Genomic DNA, 18,244 nt, shown 5'->3' on the forward strand with positions numbered 1-18,244 from the left:
TTATATAGTTAAACTTATAATTATACGTATAAGTATGGTCTTGCATGCATGGCTTAAAACGTTTATTGTAGCAATATTTTCTATAGTGGTATACCTCCTATATCTAAGACTTTATTTTCCTCTTCTATTTTTATTAATGCATAATAACTTGGATATTTGGCAATTTGTATGCCATTTGAATTTAGTATGGAAATGGTTCCATCTTGGTTTATGTAATATGCGGAATTCAAAAAAGTTCTGGAATCCTCGTCATCGATTTGAAAGTAATTATTGTTTTCTAATGGCATTATTTGAATGCTTTGTCCTGATACAAGAATATTGTAGAGTTTGGAAACCGGTAAGGCTATGCTATCATCTGTCCCAGAATTAACAAAAGGATCGCCTTTGACTAGTTTGAGAGTAACGTTAATTCTATATGTTACTATTGGAATAATATAAAAACCTCCACTACAGACAGGTTTTGTCCACTCTGTTTTATAAGTTACAATATGAAAAGTACCCTTATCAACTTCTAATACACCTTTTGTGAAGATAGCTGAAGAAGGATCTATATGGAAATACATTTTGTCATCTTTGATGATGTAGAAAACGGTGCTTTCTGTTGTTTCTTCTTGGCCTTCTGCAGGATTGGAAATTACCAATTTGTCATTTGAATACTTTATTTTATCAGCCCTCTCCAGTTCGCTTTTCATAATTACAAAATCAGACCTTTTCGCATTATAAAAAATATCTGAATACTGATTTCTGTCAAAGTACTGTTCCGTTTGCTCCTCTTCACCTGTTTCGAATCTGATAGGCATTCCAGTAGCATTGTGGTAATATGGTAGGAGAAGGGGAGGATATAATATTTTGTTTTCACCAGTAACATAAATGTCTAATATATAATTCAGAGTTTGCTCTGTTGGCGGAGTAGATTCTGCAGGTAAGGGAAAGGCGATGGTACCTGTTCCTTTATTACTGTTCCCGCTTCCACCAGGCTCACCACCTGAAGTACCTCCAAATAGAAGTGCATAGGCATCACTAGGGAGGTAAATTAGAATAAATCGTCCTGTAGCATTATCGAAATGAATGTGATATAGAATGTCTCTAGAGTTAGAAGTACTGCCTGAATTTGCAACTAGTGCTTTATCGGCTATTTCATTTTCTAATTTTGAGTTTCCTCCTAATGAGGACAAAGATGAATCCTGTTCACAACTCCATATTATAAATACAGAGCATAGAGTTAATAAAAATGTTTTTGTTTTCATGATGTTATGATTTAAATTTAAGAAAAGATTATTACCTTAAATATAATCATAATTATCGGGAATGTATATTTGTTTCGTATGTTTTATGACATGTAATTTGGACGTATATTTAGAGGTAACAATAAAAATATCAGCTGTTAACTTTACTAAAGTATTATTCTTGATAAAGTATATTATATTAATAATCTCGGATGGAGTATAGGGGTAAATTTATTAACTGATTGATAATCAGATTTAGTTTGTCGCCAAAAATTGGTATTTGTCTGTATTTACATACATGAAGGCAACTCAAATCCAACGCATTCCAAATACAAAGGTATATGAATTTTATTAGCATTATTCACTAAAGAGCAACTTTTTAACGTAAGGTGCATATATAGAGAAAAATAAAGCATGTATGGTATCTATTTCTCCGTACATGCTTTATGAATATAACTTTATGATTATTACTATTTTACATCAATTCATATTATATACTATTAATTAGTATTAATTTAAGCGGGTGTACTCATGATGTAATTCAAAAAATGGAATTCATTTCATCCAGCATCTTTTCTTTATCATTAATTGTGTAATAATAGCGATAAATTGTTTGTGGAGTATTGCCTGTTTGTTCCGCGACCTGAAGCGGATGGTAGCCTTCATCAATCATTTTTGAAATATAACTGCTACGGGCAGAACTTATACATATCTTTTGTTTGATGCCTAATTGCAGGCATATTTTTCGGAGAGTTTCATTGATTTTTGATGACAGCCGTTTACACTTACCATATATTTGTACTTGAGTTGTTCTTTTATGCCTGATTATCGGGAATACATAATTCATATATCCTTTGTCCGCATATTTTTCAATTAGAATTTTCGCTTTCGCGATCAGTAAAGTCCTTGCTTGCCTGTCACATTTTGTCCGTTCATATACAAGCATATTCTCTTTTATACTCTCTTTAGTCAAAAGACAAATATCTATCAAAGACATACCTGCCGTATAATAACTGAACAAAAAAATATCCAAATAAAAAATTTCTTTGGACGTAAGATGCTGGCGGTCATATTCTTCAATTTGTTGTATTATTTTATGTGAAACAGCTTTTGGGGCAGTTTTAGGTGTTCTCAACAAACCTTTTACTGACGCGAAAGCAACAAGATTCACATTATACACTTTTGCCCGTTTTGCAGCCATGCATACGGCATGAAGTTTCTTTATTTTTTGATTGATTCCTCCTCTGGTTCCATTTTTCCCTCCTCTGGTCTTTTCATACAGCACATAATCCAGAAGAAACTGTTCTGTAATATCCCGGAACATAAATTTGGAAAAACATCGCCGATATTTGGACAGAGTGAAACGTTCCAAAGAACGCTTCAAATACAGATAGTGTTGGGCGTTTGGTATGCTCAATAGTATCTTTCCGTTTTTATATCGTTCTTGTTTCATGAAACGTTCGTATAATATATCAATCATTTCTGATACGCTCAAATATTGATTGCGCCGTTTAGATTTCTGCTCATAGAAGTGAGAGAGTTCCACCGGCAGCCAGTCTTTTCCTTCTGTCTCCCAACGCTCGGCAACTTTCAGATAGTTCAGTTTTTCGCGTTGGATTAACTTGTTCTTTTCTTCGCTCTCCCTGCTCTTATCAACAAACCGCTGTACTTTATTATCCCAATGTTTGTATAATCCGGTAATATGCAAAACTTTGGGAACTCTGGCATATCCGCTCTTATAGAAGATTAACTCTAATTTGACCCATTCTATATTGTTCGGGTCCCGATGTCCTTTGATATTGACTGAAAACATGGTCTTATATTTAATTTGTAAAATAATATCAGTTCAATGTTCAAGACGGCAAATCAACGGACTATGATTTATTCCAATTGGAGTGTATTATTGTCCACTTAAAGAGTCAGGAATATCTCCTTGAAACGGGTTTGACGAGCAGGTCGATGTGCTCGTGTTCAAGAATATGTTCCATAGCCTTGTAGATGGGCATTTTCTCGATACCGGCAATCTTCAGGGCTTCCATCTTGATGGTATTCTCGATGAGCAGCAGGTAGTCTTCCTCCTTCAGCTCGACATATTTCTGTGACTGTGATTTTAATTTTGCCATATTGATGTTGTTATTTGTTTCCGAAGTCGTCAGGAATCTCACCCCACAGGCGGTTGTCCCAGTGCAGCACTTCGATGTCCTTGATTCTTGCCTCCATCACTTTGAGGAATATCTCCGCTTTCTGCAATGCCGGGCATCTGCGTGAAGAGGCTGTCTGTTTGTTACGATACCACGTGATGGCTGTAATGCTGTCCGAGTAGATTGTTCGCGGACTTTCCGGATGTTCCATGACATATCTGACCGCCTCGACAATGCCGAGAAACTCCCCGATATTGTTCGTCCAGTTACCGATAGCTTTGGAAAAGAGTTCTTTTCCTGAAGAGAGGTCGACAGCCCGGAAGCGTGTCAACCTCTCTTTTGCAGAATGGGCACCGTCGGTCGCAATACCCACGACCGGTTTTTCTTTCATTGAATTCCTCCCTGATGTCTGTCTCCCGTATAGATGAACCCGTCGGATTCCATACGTCGTACCAGAGCACGCGCCTGATTCAGATAGTCGGTGATGACACCTTCCTTGTACTTGATATCCTTGCGTCCCTTGAGGATTTCCAGCACACCGTCTATTGTGCGGCTCATTACGCTCTTGCCGTCTTTCGGGTCGAAGAAAATCTTTTTGTTGCCGAACGTCACAGTTACTTGATACAATGTCTTCGGGACGATCACTGTTTCCACATGCGCCTGAAATAACACGGGGGTAGCGGCAACGACTACATACCCGTTGGCTTTGTGCATGGGTTTCAACTCTACCGAGTATAGTATGTTTGGCTCGAGAGTTCCTTTCAGGTCTTCCGAAAGGACACAAATCTGCTTGCCGAATCTTGAGTCTTCACGGACTCCCATCAATTTACGTGTCTTGGAATGGCGCGAAACGAACCCTATCAGTTCGCCCGTCTCTTCCGATCTCGCAAACTTCAGTTGCGATTTTTCCGATGTCATATTACTGTTCTTTCATATTCAATCTATTGCTTTCAATTGACAATCTGTTTTCAATGGGTCACTTTTCCATACAAATATATGCCAATTTTTCACGCCAACAAAACGTTTTAGTTATTAATTTTCAGATGGTTATGTGTAATATATATAGAGAAAAGGCTGCATTCAGTACAGCCTTTCCTCCTCTGTAAAATGACTGAAACGCTCGTCAGTATCAGAAGTTTGCAGTAGATAACGGCATTTCCAATAACGGTAAATCCGCCTTCCGTTGGGTATACAGTGATTTATATCGTCGGCATTCAGATATTGGTTCCCTTGTTCCGTGCCGTGGTGCATCCATGTGGCGCACCCGGGCAGGTCCGGGTTGTTCCGGACATAGAAGTCCATTTTCTCTTTACCGGCGACAAAGATGTTGTGTATCCGTACGTCCTTATCGATAGGAAACCGGTAGGCGTACAACGCGAAGTCACAGATGTCGGTTTCCAGCAGGTTGCCGCCAAAGTGTTCGGGAGCTTTCCGTTTCAGGTTCTCGAACCCCTCCAGAATACCCGGCCTGTCGCATATCTCGGCAAACCTTTCATCCGTTACCGGCGCAGCGGTCGCATAAACCACCCGAAAACCATTATCCGTACTGTCCAGTACCATGACATGCGCGACTATCCCCGGTGATTTGTTGATACTTTCGTCCATGCTGTCCGAGTCCGTGGTCAGACAGCATTTCAGCGTTCCGATGATTAATACCGCTACCACCAACAGTGTCCAAGGACCTATTGCTGCCGCTATCAATACCAATTCATCGGCCCGTTTCCGTATTTGTTTCATTGATTTTGAGAATGTGGCGGCCGGATACCCCCCGGACCTCGGACACGCATACCTTGCATCCTGCATCCAGCAACCGGTTTCTACATTCTTCCAAGGCGGCGTCGGAAATCCTGATGGCAGGTATACCCGCCGCCGTCATCTTGAACCGGGGCACTTCCGTGATCCGGGTAATCGTTTCGGCATCATCAAAATACGCCTCGAATGAATCTCCGACATGGAAAAGGATGATGGTTTCCACGCCATGCCTTTCCTTCATGCCGCCGTAACAGCGGCGAATAATCTCTTCCTTTTTCATATCAAACAGATATATTAGGTTTGATGTCAGCCAAACATGAAAGTGCCTGTAATCCGTTCAACTGCCGGGCTTTCGTCCGAAATACATATACAGACTTTCTTCATCTGACAAATATACAATAAATTACGGAACGACCCATGTCTATTGCATGAAACTATCCTTTCATCTTCACCTCCCTTCTTTCAAATTGTTCGTGGATGATTTCAACGAGTTGTCCGATGCTGTCGATTTTGTGACTCTTACCGCAGGCTTTGCCATGGAACAATGGCGTGAAGTACAGGTTAAAATCCTCATCGATGGAAAAACCTCCCACGAGGACAATACCCGCCTTGATACGGTAATACTCGCCGTACATGGCGTAATCATCCGTAGTTTTGGTGAACCCGTACTCCGGCAACAAGTCCGGCAAAGTGTCCAGGATCGGCCGGATGACATCCTTGAGAAAATTCGGGGTCTCAACTTCCTTTTTCCGTTTCCGACCTTTTCTGCCGGTTCCGTTATCGTCTTGCAGGTAATGGGCATCGAAACGATCCCGATACCTTTCTGTCAGTTCCTTAATATCCATATCCTTTATACATTTAATTGTTTTCCTCAAGCCACTCTTCCAGTGTCATGGAGTCCTCGAAACCGTATTCGTCAATCTGTACATAGCCGTCCTTTTCCGTGATAAACTCTTTCCTGGTCAAGATGGTTCCGCTATGATTTACCATCACCGTCGGTTCGATGGTCGCCAGACGGTCCCCGTCATCCGACTCCCGGATATCGTATGCGTACAGTCCCTCCGGAATGGCATTCCGGTCAATCCGCATGTCCGTAAACAATGCAGGCGTGTCATTGATGGTCATAGACTCAAAGGTTTCGTTGCCAATGTTTTCTTTTGTAATCATATTTATTGGTTCAAATAGTTTATTATTCCTGTTTGGGAAGTTCAATGGCTCTTACCCAATTGTTCCGGTCATCAAAACATTCATCATTGATGTTGGCTGTAAATTCCAGCGGTGTCATCTTCTCAACCCGCGTGGCGGGGTTATTTTCGTAATCACCGATAATTTTCCCGGTCGGAGCGTCACGGTCAAATTCGTCCAGCGGGAAAGAGAATATCCATATTTCCCGGTCTTTATCTTCCCCGAGAAACGCCTTGAGGTTGTCTGTATAAGCCAGGCATTTGTCCCACGAGGCTTCCACGAATGAAATGATTTCCTCTTCCGGTTTGCCGGTACGGTCTTTCAGGAATGCAACGGCATTCCCTTTCCAGATATCCTGCTCGACACAGAGTTCCAGATAACGTTCCCAGACTGTCACCAGCCAGTCCATGTTGATCTCGTGCAGGTGGCGGCAGGTGAAACGCTCCCGGCTTTCCGCGTTGTAAAGCGTGCAGCTTCCGTCCGTGCGTATCTCCTCCAACCGGTACATGGTGTATACCGGTATCCCGTGGCCATACCCGTCTTCCCCTTCCTCCTCGACATATACCGTATGGGGCAACATATTTTCCGGCATTTTCGGTATCGCACACAGGTTGGCTATAACTTCCTGTTCCAACGCTTTTTGTTTCTCCTGTATTCTCATTGTCTATCCATCTTTTAGTATGATTTTACCTTCTTGAAATAATCTCTGTTTGTAACGACGGTGGTTGCGTATATTTTCGGTATGTTTCTTCCGGTCATATTTATACAAGCCTTTTGCCTTGTTCTCTCTCAGCAGTTCCTTGTTCCGCTCTTCGCTTTCCGGATTCACGATGAAGGTTATCAGCCTGCGGCTGACACCGTATTCCCGGGCAAGCTGGCGCTGGCTGACAGCTTCTGTCATGTAACGGTGGAAAATTTCAGCCTTCTGAAAAGGAGTGAGCTTCTGCCTGCGGTCATATTGTGTCCCGCTGATGATTATTCCCGAGCTTTTGTATGGCATGGTGAAGTCTGTTTTTCGTTTGTGGTCCATGAATGGCAGATGCGTTGTTTGTCATCTAAGGAGAGCAGAAACCGGCGGCTATAAATCCGTTCCAGCGTTTCGGTGTCGTGCCCGTATATCGGTCCCAGTTCGTTTGCAAACATCGCCGCTACCTTCAGCCTCCTGGTATCGGACAGCTTCTCCCACCAGCGGCAAATGGCCTTGTACTGCTTCACGTCCGTTACAAGGTCCGGAACCGGAGCGGAGGAGATATATCCCGCCTCTTCGCCGCACGGTGCCTGCCAGAACCCCTGTTCGCAAAGTGCGCGTTGCTCGTCACAAACCCGTTCTGCAAAGGATTTGAGTGCCATTTGGAATATCTTTCTTTCCAGTTCTTTACGTTCCATGGACAGTTCATGCACACCCACGTTCAGCCCGTGCTTATTGCGTTCATCCGGGGAAAGTTTGTTGTTCAAGGCTTTCCTGACCAGTTCCAGCCGTTCTTTCAGAGGGCCGTATTCGTTGTTATCTAAATACCGGTTGAACAGTTCCTGTTCGTTTCCGGGCAGTATGAATATATTTTCCATCATGCATCATTTAAGTTATCGGATGTGAATAGGATATATCGCAGTGGATAGCGGGTGTCGGGGTGCGGAAATAGCCACGAGATCCCGTGCCGTCAAGGGACGCAGAAAAACGGCATCGAACTCCTGGGTATCGTCTTCACGGATATCTCGGACTTCAATGGTCCATGTGCCTTCATAGCGGCACCAGGCAATCACCTCCAAAATCATTTCCTTTCTGTAGTCAGCCGGTCCGTCCCCGAAACTTTCACGTATCCGCTTAATTGCATCGTCTGTCAGCCGGACAAATTCTCCTTTGCGGAACGGAGCTTCCGGCGTAACGGCAGGAGCCAGCATCTGCCAGTCTTCATGTCCGTCCAGGTCTTCCACGGCCATTGCGTAGGCTTTGTATTCAGCTTCGGTCTCGAAATGTCGGGTTATCACATATCCCCCGGATTCGGCCGTGCTCTCCACCGACGGGATATCCCCGGTTTCCCTGTATATGCTCACAGTATCCTTACCGAGTAGAACTTTTACTGTTATCATTATTGCAGATGGTGTGGTTTTATTATAAATGGAACTCCACATCTTCCTCCTCGAACTCCGTGTCATGATCCTCGTTGTACTCCTCGACGGTCGAACCAGGGACATAGGTCTCTCCGCCAATCCCATAACGTCCGGCATCGAGCAGTTTCCGAAGGGTTTCGGTGTCCCCGTTTAGAATCCTTTCGATCTCCTCCCGGCTGCCCCGGACGCTAACCCCGAGACGCAGCCAGAGATTTTCCTCTCTCGAGATGTCCGCCTCTTCCGACCGGTGGCGTATGATATGATAATCACTCCATCCGTCGGCATCGTTTACCCCGGCGATGTAGGCATTGTACTCCGCCTCAGTCTCGAACTCTTTCTCGTCCACGACGCCCCCGTTATCCGCCAGCCATTCTTCAGAAGGCAGTTCATTGTTCTCTTCATATTCCCGTACGGCGTCCTCGCCGAAAATCGTTGTTATCTTTATCATGTGTCTTTGGGTTTTGAATATTTGTTATTTAACGGTTATCAAACTCGTTTGCCCGAACCGCTTTGATTCGGCTCGCAGACAGCCACCCGGTTTCCGGCGCGTATCAGTTTGGGGAGATACACGTCCAGGTCACGAAAAGAAAACCGCAGTTCCTTGACGCCTTTCCCTTGCCAGTCGATGCGTTCGGCGGTGGCAATGCCTAAAATGCCGGAAGCGGCGATGGCATCATCCTCATACAATTCACAAGATTCCCCGTTTCGGAAAATGTACAGGGCATCCGGGTGCGCCGCTTTCATCTCGCGGTATTTTCCCATCATGTCGGAAACTCCCGGGACATTTCCGTTCCCCGTTACATTCCGGGTCTTCAGTAGGTTCCTCGTGGCGTCGATGTCGATGAAATTCGTCCAGCCGGCTTTATGAAGTTCGACAGCAGCTTCCCGCAGGGATACCTTCCCGTTCTTGACCTCCTCTTTCAGGGATTCGAGAATGTTCTTGATTTTATAATCATTCATCATATTTTTTATTCTTTGGTTACATTGTTACTTGTTCCGACGCTGTTCCGGTCAAGGGGAAAGCACCCGTGGCCTCCGGTAACCCGTCGATACACTGCCCGTCATCAGGATTTCCCCGACAGGTAATGCCCGATGGACTTGTAACGGTTGGGAATGTTCGCGTTCTCGTTGAAACCGTTCAGGCAGTGGAGCAAGGCATCTTCGAGCGTGACATAACGACGGTCGAAAGTTTGGATATTATCCAGACAATAAGCATTTACAGCGTATTTGAAAGGCGCATACATTCTTTCATTCTCCCGCTTTAGAATGACGAACCAGTCGAAATGGAGTTTCAAGCGGAAACCGTCGCTCTCGCCGACTTTCATCAGCCGCTCTTCGTCGAGGAGCCTTTGCACGAGTGCGGCATCGAGCTGACGGGTATACTCCCCGTACGCCTTGATACGGGCCGTGTAAGCCGCGGCATATTGTTCGATGTCCGTTTCTTTCAGCCGATGTTCCGCCGGGTAAAAGTCCAGCACCTCTTTCGTCGTGACGGGAATTTTCAGGTCGTCCACCCCGATCTCGTAGGTCTTGTTTTCCAACACGTCGTGGAACTCGAACCCTTGAATTCCCATGAGGGTAAATTCTCGCGCCGGGTCAGGGAGCGCAAGTGATTTGAGCTCTTCGAGGTCGCGGCACATGGCCACGACCGGATACTTCTCGACCACGTCTGACGGGCCTCCGATGCGGATATACGCCTTTTCACCCCCGTCGTAATCACCATGCCGGACAATGTCGCAGCAGGTGTAGTTGGGGGCGGCACGATGCCGCGCCGTATATTCCGTCCAAAGCTTGTCCAGCCCGGCTTTTACTTCGTCAGGGTCGGTCAGGGCAACGTTGCCGCACTGGCTGCACCGGCCGTCCGACAAGGCGTTGCGGGTAAATTCGAGGAACTGTCTGGTGTTCGGGTCGATGACGGCGGTACATTTCACTCCAGTTCCGCCGCAGATACTGCATACGATTGACATAAGTTTTTTGATTTGTGTATTTATTCGTACAATCTTTCTTTTTGACGCTTTTTCAAGGTCATCCGGAGATATTGCATCAGTTTCCCGCAGGGACACAGGGCATGTTCCCGTTGGCGGGCATAACTCAGGTCCCCGTTGGAGAGAACCATGCCTTCAGCATTGAGACAGAGGTCGCCGTAAACGTAGTTCTCCTCCGTAAGATAAATCCCATGGACAGGGTTCGGAAACCCCTCCGTGCTGCGGCCTTCCCGGAAAAGGAAGATACGCTCGGCCTGTCCCCGGACTCCGAAAAAGGGATACGGGGAAAGTGCCGCGAGCGTGGCGGCATGCTCTGCCGGATCATGGAAGCGGTCGTCGCTCATTTCGAGCATGTGGCCGGAGTCCTGTTCCTTTTCCTCCTGGTACTCGTACAGTGCGGCGCAGGCTTCTATGAATTCCTCCGAACGGGATGTGGCAGAGCCGTTGGTTACGATATAAAAGTCATTGACAGTAATACCGTAGGCGCGTACCCGTTCGAGGATATGGCGGATGGCCCGGACGTTAAGCGACGGCTCGCCGCCCGTGATGTTGAAATGGTGGATATGCCTGACATGCCGCAACAGGTTGCTTATATGTTTTAAAGAGATATCCACGGATTCGGCATCTCCCCGCATGCAATGGGCACAGCGCATGTTGCAACGTCGGGTAATCTCGATGCAGAGATTCTTGATATATAGTTCTCTCATATTCGATGTAGTTGGGCTTAAGTTTCATCCGGGATTTCCTTTCCCGTGTAAGGATTATACAGCGGTGTGTTGCCAACTGCCTCGGCGTCAATAGCGAAACTGCCACGACCTACGTCGTAGAAGAGTTCCAGCTTTAGTGGCGTTGAAGCGATGACTTTCTCAGCCTCGGCTTGTGACAGGCCTGAATACATCAGGCATTTGACACGACACCGGAACATTTCCGGATTGGTTTCCGGCGTGGTAACTACATCAACGACCTCGCACACTTCATCCGTGATGGCGAAGCGGTCGGGATTGGGTGTGCCGTTCCTTCTAGAGCCGTCCGATGCGGCATGTCCGGTGATTGAATGGTTCCGCACCTTTTCGGCGGGATAGGTCTTATCGCCTTTGGCGAAATACGACTTGCCGGAGGCGACACAGGCATGATAGATTACGCCGTGGACCTTTCGTCCATCGTCAAGTATAATTGTATAGACCGTTCCCTCCTGCAAGACAGGAACGGCATTCGGTTTATGAGACATAAGATTTGTTTTTAGCTGTTTATGAATTTCGGTCTTGCACGCCGCATGATGTGTAGGTCATCGTAACCGATGGCTCTCAGTTCGGAAAGCGGGTTGCGGTACTCCTTTTCACGGGCTGGCCGCGTCACGGCGATCACGCCCGCATAGTCGGCTGCGCCATGCTGGCCGACGTGCATGTAGGAGGTTATTACACCCCGCCGTCCGCTCCACGGTATGTCCGGGAACAGGGCGATGACCTGTCCGTCGGGATAGCGTCTAAAGACCACCTTCGTCATTTTTCCCGCAGATTTCCGTGTCGATTTCATAATCCCCGTAGTTTTTGAATTCGTAATCCACCTCGCTGACGATCTCGTCGATATCCTCTTCCGTGATCTCTTCGGTATTCGGGTTACAGATGTCGAGCCGTACCGTCAGGTAAACAGTTTTCGATGTCATAGTTGTTTCCTATCATTTAACACGGTCTACACCTGACTGATGGAGTATTCTTTTACCAGTCGCTTCCTGTATGCCTTGTCCTTTCCGGCTGCCAGGCTTGCCAGGCGGCGGATATTCCGGTTCGCTTTCTTCACGACTTGTTCCGCCGTCGGTTTAGGCGCCGCGAGCTTCCGGCAGTCACTACCGCAATACCGCCGGTTCCCCTTGAGCGGCTTGCCGCAAACCGGGCAGCGTCGTCTGCCGTCCCGTCCGAGCACTTCCAGCAGGTTGTCACGTATGCCTTCCCACCATTCCCGGCGGTCTATGTCATAATCGTAAACGGTTACCGTGTTCCCGAAGCCACGTGCCTCGACCTCGACGGCAATTCCCGTGTTTTCGAGAAAGACCTTCAACACCGGGTCGTCGTTAGGCTTGCAATGCCTGTCGTACCAGACTATGTAAGTGGGATCGTTCAGCTCGTTGGGCTCCCCCAGCGAGAGTTCCGTGAGGCCGTTGTTCACGAGGATGTCGCGGACGGCCTTCTGCAAATCATTGATACTTTCCATGAATGTTCCGTTTTATACTTGTTCCTTGTTTTGTCAGTTCATTTCCGAGGCGTGGCCGACAAACTGGAAGATGTCGGCGTATTGCTCGCTGTAGATGTAAAACTCTGTCCGTTTCTCCCCGGTATCGGGAATTGCGTACCTTGAAGGTAAAATCATCAATGAACGAGCTGATGCAATGAAGCACGTGACCGAATTCTTCCTTGCCGTAGGGCTGGGAGAAGTATGCTTTTATGTGCATTCTCAAATTCAGGATGTAGTCCGGGGCCTTGCTTCCGGTCGGTCCGGTCAGCACTATTTTATATTTTTCCATACCGTTCGTTCCGTTTAATTGTCATACCAGCCTTCGATTTCATCGAAATAGCCGTTCGAGTCCCATTCTTCCAGCAAGGTGCCCGGGTACGTCCATTCCAGGCTGTAGAACAGATCCTGGCACACTTCTTCATTACCTTTGCACAGGGCGAGCAGGGAGTTATGCGTGAAACAGCCGTCACTGTTCTCCGGCACACGCCACCCCTCATGATCTTCCGCCGCGTATTCAGGAACATAGCATACCTCATCGGGGCGGTTGAGAAAGGCATCCTCGTTCTTGTAGATGTTTCCCTCCCCGCCGTATTCCAGCTCGTAGAACACGCCTTCCGGCATTTCCACCTTTTTACCGATCTCTATCATTTCTTCCTTTATTTTAAGATTAGGTCCATCAGCAGCCGAAGGGGTGTAATATTCACCTCTTTTTTAGAAAAAAGACCGCCGCAGCCGTAGCCGCGACGGCCCGTCATCATTATGGCATGTGATGAACAGGTTCTATTTCCGTTATTCGTCCTCGTAGTACGGTACGCCGTGTCTTACCGCTGCTTTTTCCATTTCTTCCCACCAGATTTCATTATGGCGGTCGTTGTCAAAATCTATGGGCTTGCTTTTACCGAGCCGTAGCCGGTCCCGTGTCTCCATCTCCGTTTCAAATACAATCTGTTCCATCTCTTCATCCGTAACATGGTAGGTGTTGAACGGCTCCGGCAGGGATTCCAACTCCCTGCGTGACAGCCCGGATTGCCCGCAGGTGAAAACCTTGTCATAGAAAGCGTCATCTTTCGGCGGCAGTTCGGGTTCCTGTTCCGGCAGCACATCCAGATAATCCGACTCGTACAGGTAGTTCTCGTCGCGTCCCTGCGTCTGCCGGTTGTTCTCAAATTCTTCCAGGTCACTTTCCGTCAGGCGGAATTCCTTCTTCTTGCGCCGCAGGTACTCCATCATGTTTTCGAGGGAGGAGAACGGGGCTACAAGCTCCATGGAAGAACGGCTGTGCCAGGCGTCGCTCCGGTACAGCAGGTAGACCTGCGGGCGGTTCCGGGCCGCCTCCTCGCAGTATTCGCCGAACTCATACAGGGCGTTGTCGAAACTTCCGAATGCCAGCCTGATTTTGTCCTCGACGGATACGAACTCCCGGCATTCCTCGAACCGGCGTTGCACGTATCCGATGAAATCCGCATTTTCCAGAGACTCCATGACCGTGATGTCATCAGTCGAGAGTGCGATGTCGGCTCCCGCAAAATTGTCGGCTGACAGCACGTGCTTCTCTTCATTGTATTCGTCTTCCGCCTGGCAGACGGCCATGCCTGGCGTTTCCGCCTCGATCTCCACAACCTTGCGGAGCGTCTCTTCGATAGCTATCCGGTATTTTTTCATTGTATGATGTTTATTTGTTTCAGTTCACGTTTGTAGTCTCTCAATGACGGCTTGTGCCCTTTCTCCCTTACGATCTGGCGCATCTGTGCAAAGGTGTATGCCTTCTCCATGTCCAGGCCGTAGTCCGTGGCGAATGCCGTCATTCCGATATAGCAGAAGCCGAACTTCCTGTGCAGCATGTCAGCCGTATAAGGAGTCATGTCTTCCGCCAGGGTTACGGGGACAGCCATTCCCCGGATCTTGAACTTCAAGCCCTCGATAAGGGTCCCGCAGTTGTCGCTGTGGTAGGTCAGGTCCCCGCGGCGGGCGCAGTAACCGATGGTCTCGCCCATGAAGGTGTTGCGGAAGATTTCCGTACGGTTCAGGTCCTTCAACTTCTCGACACCGTAATAGCAGACCGCCTGTACGGCTTTCAACGCTTTGTCCACACGGGGTTTGACAAAGCGGGGGTCGTTTTCCGCCACGATCTTTTCCAGCCACGTGCGGTGGAAGGTTCCGACAGGCACGTCGAACACCTTCTCCGGTGTGCAATATTTTGAATCCGACCGCGTCATCATCAGATGTGCCGAGGACGGCTCGTATTGTTCTTTCAGGTAAAAGGCCAGACAGGTATTGCCGACTTTGCAGTAAGTATAGTCGTCACGGCTGTTTTTCAGCGACAGCATCGTGGTTTCCCCGCCGTAGAACTTCTCGGGCAGTCCGGTCTGTCGGCAGAACTCCGTGAGGAAATGTCCGGGGATGGCACGTGCATAACTGCGCTCCCGGTAGCACTCCTTCGCCATTTGTGGGGTGATGAACCGTTTGGCAAAGTCACAGATATGGTGATGGCCGTAATCATACGCCTCCCGCGTGTTCGCGGAGGTCTGGAACTTTTTGGACATCTGGCGGAACCAGCGGAAACACGTCCCGTGCTCCATGCAGTAGTCGACAAATTCCCGCGTCCATACATTTTCAGGAAATTCGGGACAGTTGCCGTTTCTTCGGATGAATGCCTTGCACACTTCCACCGTGAGCAGGGATTGTTCAGTTTCCTCGTCGATATAGCAGTTCGTCTCCCGTTTGCTGTTATCGATGGCAATGACCAGTCTTTCCGGTGTCTTGAACCGCTTCGGCAACTCCCCGAACATGTAAGGGTGTTTCTCCATCAGCCGGTCCGCCAGCATGTCGTCCAGATATACCGACAACGGCTTGAAAAACTGGGGGTCTGTGATGAAGTTTTTCCCTTCGGTCGAACAGACAGCCGCATGGAGAATCTCATAGGAATAGAACCGGGCGGGGACAAGCGAGAGGTCATGTTCCGCCATCTTGCGGTAGTATGCCGCAGTCTTGAAACGGGACGGCACGACGGCATCGGTAACCGTGCTCAATATTTTCATCCCGTCGAGCATCCCGTAATAGAACTCTTGAGTCTTTACCTCAACGGGGACATATCCGAGGATAAGCCCCGTTTTCATGACGGCGTCTGTCCTGCTGTCCGTGTAATACGGGTCGTAAATATAGCTGCGCAAGGCCAGGTATGCCAGTTGCGCGTCCCAAAGGCGTTCAGGTATGAAGGCGAGAATGTCGAAATCCCCGCGTCCGTTTTGGATGACCGCTTCTGCCATTTCTCGGGTAACCATTGCTTCGGGAACAGCCGTGATATTCTTCGGTTTTTTGCGCGTGGCGTAGTCACAGACTGCTCCCGAACGGTACGCCTCCGGGATATTGCGCAACTCGAAGCTGTGCCAGCTCTCCGTGCTGCCCGCGATGATTCGTTCTATACGTTCGGGTGTGAGGAAACGTCCCGGAATATGGCTCAGTACCTCTATTTCCTTGCTTTCGACGGCTGCTTCCACGATCTCTTCCGTGAACAGGTGTTCCGGCAGCCATTCTATGGCCGATACGATGTTATTGTGCCGCATACAGTTTCTTTTTAAGGTTGGATGAACGGACGATTCTCACAAGGCGGCACCCCCGGTAGACATAGAGTATCCTGGATTCCCGTTCGGCGAGTTCCTCAAGTCCCTGCCAGTGCTGCGGTGTATTTATCTTTTCGAGTCGGACATGGTTGTTCACATACACCGTGATCGGTTTCATGCTGTTATGGGAGGGCGTATCTTCGACGAAGAGCGGCGGTTCACAGTGTTCTCCCTTGTCCATGAGATGCCATCTGCCGTTATCGAACAGGAGGCACGTGTCCTCCATGCGGCCGAAAATGTCTGCGTTGTCCGCGATGCGTGATGCGGATTGCCGCGGTGTTTCCCGTCCGTCACGGATCTTTGAAAAACAGTGGATGACATCGCCGGTTCCGGTCCATTTTCCATAGGGTGACGGTCCCAGTTTTTGGATGTCGCCCAGCGACAGCAGGGCATCTACCCGTTTGTCATTGGGATAGAACACCCGGAGTTTCCTCACAAGGTCTTTTGAAAGCGTCTCGTGGAGCGCCTTGATGTGCCGGACACTGCCGTCCGGCAACAGTTTTCCGATTTGTATGCTCATAATAGTGCTATCTCTTGTTGTTGAAGTATAGCCGGGTCGTCCTTCTTTCGATTGACAGTCCGGCTTGAAAATTATGATTTACAGAAGTCTTCGGACTGGTATCCGGCCATGTCCGGCCCGAAACCGCGTGTCATTCCGTCCTGTCGTCTTCCTGTCTTTTCATTTTCAGTTCCCTGCCGGTTGCCGTGCGGCAGAGCGGCAGTTTCCCGGAAGCGGTTTGCTTGCATCCCTCGACGAGCCGTCCTTCGGACACCATTTTCCCGTACGTTTCCCTGATATAGCGGTATGCCGGGGAGGTGTTCGAATAAACGAACTTCCCACGGAGTGTCTTGACACGCAGCTTTTCGACGAGTATTTCCAGCACCTGCTCCCGGCTCTTGTACAGGTTACGGCGCTTGGTGCGGAAGGCATCGAGAAAGACACCCCCGATAGTCATGTCATGAGTCTTGTGGTAATACGCGAGTTCTTCCTCCTCCGTCAGGTCGAGAATCTCGCCGTAAGTGTCAGTACGCAGGTACTGGAAGGTCGTTCCTTGTGCCAGAATCTTCTCGATAAGCTCCATGTGCTCTTTAAGAACAGGACCCGATAACGATTGGGGATGACAGTACAGGCATGTCTTTCCGAGGTACACCTCGGGACAACCGTCTTTGTATTTGTTTTCCTTGATGCTGAACCCTGTTTCCGTGAAAAGGCGCTTTACCTCGTCGAAGAAGCGTCCGGCTTTCTCTTCCGGCATGCGACCGCCGTCATAGCCGGACTCGACGCGGAAGTATGTGTCGATATATATCGGTGTGTCCATTTGCAGTTCTGATTTTGATATGTTATATAAAGCATAGCCAGGAACCTCCCGTTCGGGTTCCGGGCATCGTTGAAAATATTCTCATAGACGTATGGAATCGAACACTTTGTCGATGTCCTCCTGCGCCAGCCCGATGTAGCGCCGGGTGGTTTCCAGGTTGGAATGGCGGAATATCTGGTTGAGCAGGATCAGGCCCTCGGCCGAGCGTCCCATCAGCTCGTAGACATAGCGCCCGAAAGTCTTGCGGAAGGTATGTGTGGAGAATGCCCTGATCGGCAGCCTGTACCTTACCCTGAATACCTTGAGCAGCCTGTTGATGTATTCCAGCGAGTAAGGTTTCCCGGTACGCGGGCTGAGAAAGATGTACTGTTCGGGGGCGGGTTGTCCGAGCATCTCGTACAGGAAACGGTTCTTCTCCTGCACGTCCCTGTTGAACTTGATCAGGCGGTTTTTCTTTGTTTTCTGCTCGATGCGGGTCATGGTGCTTTTTCCCAAGATGTCTTTCCAGCGCAGGGTCCTCACGTCGGAGGCCCTGCATGCCGTGCAGAACGACAGCCAGCAGTAGGTCTCCCACAGGTACTCGCCGTCCTTCTCAAGCCCGCGGACCAGCCTGTTATATTCCGCTATGGGCAGGTAGTCGGCTGTCGTCAGTTGTCCCTTGATTCTTGTCATGCGGCA

General features: G+C 48.4%; 29 protein-coding genes. 2 read left to right on the top strand and 27 right to left on the bottom strand.

The window, feature by feature from the left end; genetic code table 11:
* Positions 1 to 80 precede the first annotated feature (80 nt).
* The 26 genes from HMPREF2794_RS19795 to HMPREF2794_RS19920 all read right to left on the bottom strand — a co-directional run bounded on the left by HMPREF2794_RS19795 (position 81) and on the right by HMPREF2794_RS19920 (position 16,767).
* Complete coding sequence (locus HMPREF2794_RS19795; protein ID WP_070752355.1) at positions 81 to 1,247, bottom strand: hypothetical protein; 1,167 nt, start codon at positions 1,245 to 1,247, stop codon at positions 81 to 83.
* 520 nt (positions 1,248 to 1,767) lie between these two features.
* A complete protein-coding gene (locus HMPREF2794_RS19800) occupies positions 1,768 to 3,039 on the bottom strand; it encodes a tyrosine-type recombinase/integrase (RefSeq protein WP_004322676.1) in 1,272 nt (423 codons plus the stop codon).
* 106 nt (positions 3,040 to 3,145) lie between these two features.
* Positions 3,146 to 3,349: a hypothetical protein gene (locus HMPREF2794_RS19805; protein ID WP_004303920.1), complete on the bottom strand. Its 204-nt coding sequence runs from the start codon at positions 3,347 to 3,349 to the stop codon at positions 3,146 to 3,148.
* A 10-nt stretch (positions 3,350 to 3,359) separates the two neighbouring features.
* Positions 3,360 to 3,758, bottom strand: a complete 399-nt coding sequence (locus tag HMPREF2794_RS19810) for a ribonuclease H family protein (RefSeq protein ID WP_004322677.1) — start codon at positions 3,756 to 3,758, stop codon at positions 3,360 to 3,362.
* Complete coding sequence (locus HMPREF2794_RS19815; RefSeq protein ID WP_004293684.1) at positions 3,755 to 4,285, bottom strand: hypothetical protein; 531 nt, start codon at positions 4,283 to 4,285, stop codon at positions 3,755 to 3,757. The genes HMPREF2794_RS19810 and HMPREF2794_RS19815 overlap by 4 nt, the downstream gene beginning before the upstream one ends.
* A 162-nt stretch (positions 4,286 to 4,447) precedes the next feature.
* The gene (locus HMPREF2794_RS19820) at positions 4,448 to 5,104 is read right to left on the bottom strand and encodes a hypothetical protein (RefSeq protein ID WP_004322678.1); all 657 of its coding nucleotides are present in this window, start codon (positions 5,102 to 5,104) and stop codon (positions 4,448 to 4,450) included.
* Positions 5,076 to 5,399: a MutS N-terminal domain-containing protein gene (locus tag HMPREF2794_RS19825; protein ID WP_004293682.1), complete on the bottom strand. Its 324-nt coding sequence runs from the start codon at positions 5,397 to 5,399 to the stop codon at positions 5,076 to 5,078. The genes HMPREF2794_RS19820 and HMPREF2794_RS19825 overlap by 29 nt, the downstream gene beginning before the upstream one ends.
* Before the next feature lie 154 nt (positions 5,400 to 5,553).
* On the bottom strand, positions 5,554 to 5,964 hold the full coding sequence (locus HMPREF2794_RS19830; protein ID WP_004322679.1) for a hypothetical protein: 411 nt from the start codon (positions 5,962 to 5,964) through the stop codon (positions 5,554 to 5,556).
* A gap of 13 nt (positions 5,965 to 5,977) precedes the next feature.
* Positions 5,978 to 6,286: an LPD28 domain-containing protein gene (locus HMPREF2794_RS19835; RefSeq protein ID WP_070752357.1), complete on the bottom strand. Its 309-nt coding sequence runs from the start codon at positions 6,284 to 6,286 to the stop codon at positions 5,978 to 5,980.
* A gap of 22 nt (positions 6,287 to 6,308) precedes the next feature.
* On the bottom strand, positions 6,309 to 6,965 hold the full coding sequence (locus HMPREF2794_RS19840; protein WP_004322681.1) for a hypothetical protein: 657 nt from the start codon (positions 6,963 to 6,965) through the stop codon (positions 6,309 to 6,311).
* A gap of 3 nt (positions 6,966 to 6,968) precedes the next feature.
* On the bottom strand, positions 6,969 to 7,304 hold the full coding sequence (locus HMPREF2794_RS19845) for a helix-turn-helix domain-containing protein (RefSeq protein WP_004293678.1): 336 nt from the start codon (positions 7,302 to 7,304) through the stop codon (positions 6,969 to 6,971).
* Positions 7,280 to 7,873: a hypothetical protein gene (locus HMPREF2794_RS19850; protein ID WP_070752359.1), complete on the bottom strand. Its 594-nt coding sequence runs from the start codon at positions 7,871 to 7,873 to the stop codon at positions 7,280 to 7,282. The genes HMPREF2794_RS19845 and HMPREF2794_RS19850 overlap by 25 nt, the downstream gene beginning before the upstream one ends.
* Positions 7,874 to 7,885: 12 nt before the next feature.
* Positions 7,886 to 8,392, bottom strand: a complete 507-nt coding sequence (locus HMPREF2794_RS19855) for a hypothetical protein (RefSeq protein ID WP_004322683.1) — start codon at positions 8,390 to 8,392, stop codon at positions 7,886 to 7,888.
* A 22-nt stretch (positions 8,393 to 8,414) separates the two neighbouring features.
* Positions 8,415 to 8,861, bottom strand: coding sequence for a hypothetical protein (locus HMPREF2794_RS19860; protein WP_004322684.1), 447 nt, complete (start codon positions 8,859 to 8,861; stop codon positions 8,415 to 8,417).
* A 38-nt stretch (positions 8,862 to 8,899) separates the two neighbouring features.
* Entirely contained in the window at positions 8,900 to 9,376 is a 477-nt protein-coding gene (locus HMPREF2794_RS19865) for a MutS N-terminal domain-containing protein (protein ID WP_044919097.1), read from the bottom strand.
* A gap of 101 nt (positions 9,377 to 9,477) precedes the next feature.
* The gene (locus HMPREF2794_RS19870) at positions 9,478 to 10,380 is read right to left on the bottom strand and encodes a hypothetical protein (protein WP_004322686.1); all 903 of its coding nucleotides are present in this window, start codon (positions 10,378 to 10,380) and stop codon (positions 9,478 to 9,480) included.
* Positions 10,381 to 10,400: 20 nt separating this feature from the next.
* A complete protein-coding gene (locus HMPREF2794_RS19875; RefSeq protein ID WP_004322687.1) occupies positions 10,401 to 11,105 on the bottom strand; it encodes a radical SAM protein in 705 nt (234 codons plus the stop codon).
* 17 nt (positions 11,106 to 11,122) lie between these two features.
* Complete coding sequence (locus tag HMPREF2794_RS19880) at positions 11,123 to 11,626, bottom strand: hypothetical protein (protein WP_004322688.1); 504 nt, start codon at positions 11,624 to 11,626, stop codon at positions 11,123 to 11,125.
* A gap of 11 nt (positions 11,627 to 11,637) precedes the next feature.
* Positions 11,638 to 11,931, bottom strand: coding sequence for a hypothetical protein (locus tag HMPREF2794_RS19885; protein WP_004322689.1), 294 nt, complete (start codon positions 11,929 to 11,931; stop codon positions 11,638 to 11,640).
* A complete protein-coding gene (locus tag HMPREF2794_RS19890) occupies positions 11,882 to 12,061 on the bottom strand; it encodes a hypothetical protein (RefSeq protein WP_070752361.1) in 180 nt (59 codons plus the stop codon). Before HMPREF2794_RS19890 ends, HMPREF2794_RS19885 begins: the two co-directional genes overlap by 50 nt.
* Positions 12,062 to 12,087: 26 nt before the next feature.
* Positions 12,088 to 12,606: a hypothetical protein gene (locus HMPREF2794_RS19895; RefSeq protein ID WP_070752363.1), complete on the bottom strand. Its 519-nt coding sequence runs from the start codon at positions 12,604 to 12,606 to the stop codon at positions 12,088 to 12,090.
* Positions 12,590 to 12,916, bottom strand: coding sequence for a hypothetical protein (locus HMPREF2794_RS29285; protein WP_004322692.1), 327 nt, complete (start codon positions 12,914 to 12,916; stop codon positions 12,590 to 12,592). Before HMPREF2794_RS29285 ends, HMPREF2794_RS19895 begins: the two co-directional genes overlap by 17 nt.
* Before the next feature lie 14 nt (positions 12,917 to 12,930).
* Complete coding sequence (locus HMPREF2794_RS19905; RefSeq protein ID WP_004322694.1) at positions 12,931 to 13,275, bottom strand: hypothetical protein; 345 nt, start codon at positions 13,273 to 13,275, stop codon at positions 12,931 to 12,933.
* A 141-nt stretch (positions 13,276 to 13,416) separates the two neighbouring features.
* The gene (locus HMPREF2794_RS19910) at positions 13,417 to 14,289 is read right to left on the bottom strand and encodes a DpnD/PcfM family protein (RefSeq protein WP_004322697.1); all 873 of its coding nucleotides are present in this window, start codon (positions 14,287 to 14,289) and stop codon (positions 13,417 to 13,419) included.
* Complete coding sequence (locus HMPREF2794_RS19915; protein ID WP_070752364.1) at positions 14,286 to 16,190, bottom strand: hypothetical protein; 1,905 nt, start codon at positions 16,188 to 16,190, stop codon at positions 14,286 to 14,288. Before HMPREF2794_RS19915 ends, HMPREF2794_RS19910 begins: the two co-directional genes overlap by 4 nt.
* Complete coding sequence (locus HMPREF2794_RS19920) at positions 16,177 to 16,767, bottom strand: hypothetical protein (protein ID WP_070752366.1); 591 nt, start codon at positions 16,765 to 16,767, stop codon at positions 16,177 to 16,179. Before HMPREF2794_RS19920 ends, HMPREF2794_RS19915 begins: the two co-directional genes overlap by 14 nt.
* A gap of 73 nt (positions 16,768 to 16,840) precedes the next feature.
* Between HMPREF2794_RS19920 and HMPREF2794_RS29290 the strand changes: the two genes are divergently transcribed.
* Positions 16,841 to 17,356: a hypothetical protein gene (locus HMPREF2794_RS29290; RefSeq protein WP_210403602.1), complete on the top strand. Its 516-nt coding sequence runs from the start codon at positions 16,841 to 16,843 to the stop codon at positions 17,354 to 17,356.
* A 9-nt stretch (positions 17,357 to 17,365) separates the two neighbouring features.
* On the top strand, positions 17,366 to 17,578 hold the full coding sequence (locus HMPREF2794_RS29295; protein ID WP_210403603.1) for a hypothetical protein: 213 nt from the start codon (positions 17,366 to 17,368) through the stop codon (positions 17,576 to 17,578).
* A gap of 69 nt (positions 17,579 to 17,647) precedes the next feature.
* Here HMPREF2794_RS29295 and HMPREF2794_RS19930 read toward each other — a convergent pair whose 3' ends face one another.
* Positions 17,648 to 18,238 (bottom strand): tyrosine-type recombinase/integrase, encoded by a 591-nt coding sequence (locus HMPREF2794_RS19930; protein WP_044919099.1) that lies wholly within the window; start codon positions 18,236 to 18,238, stop codon positions 17,648 to 17,650.
* Between the last annotated feature and the right edge of the window lie 6 nt (positions 18,239 to 18,244).

Origin of the sequence: Bacteroides sp. HMSC067B03, from assembly GCF_001811315.1 — a bacterium.
Taxonomy (GTDB): Bacteria; Bacteroidota; Bacteroidia; order Bacteroidales; family Bacteroidaceae; genus Bacteroides; species Bacteroides faecis.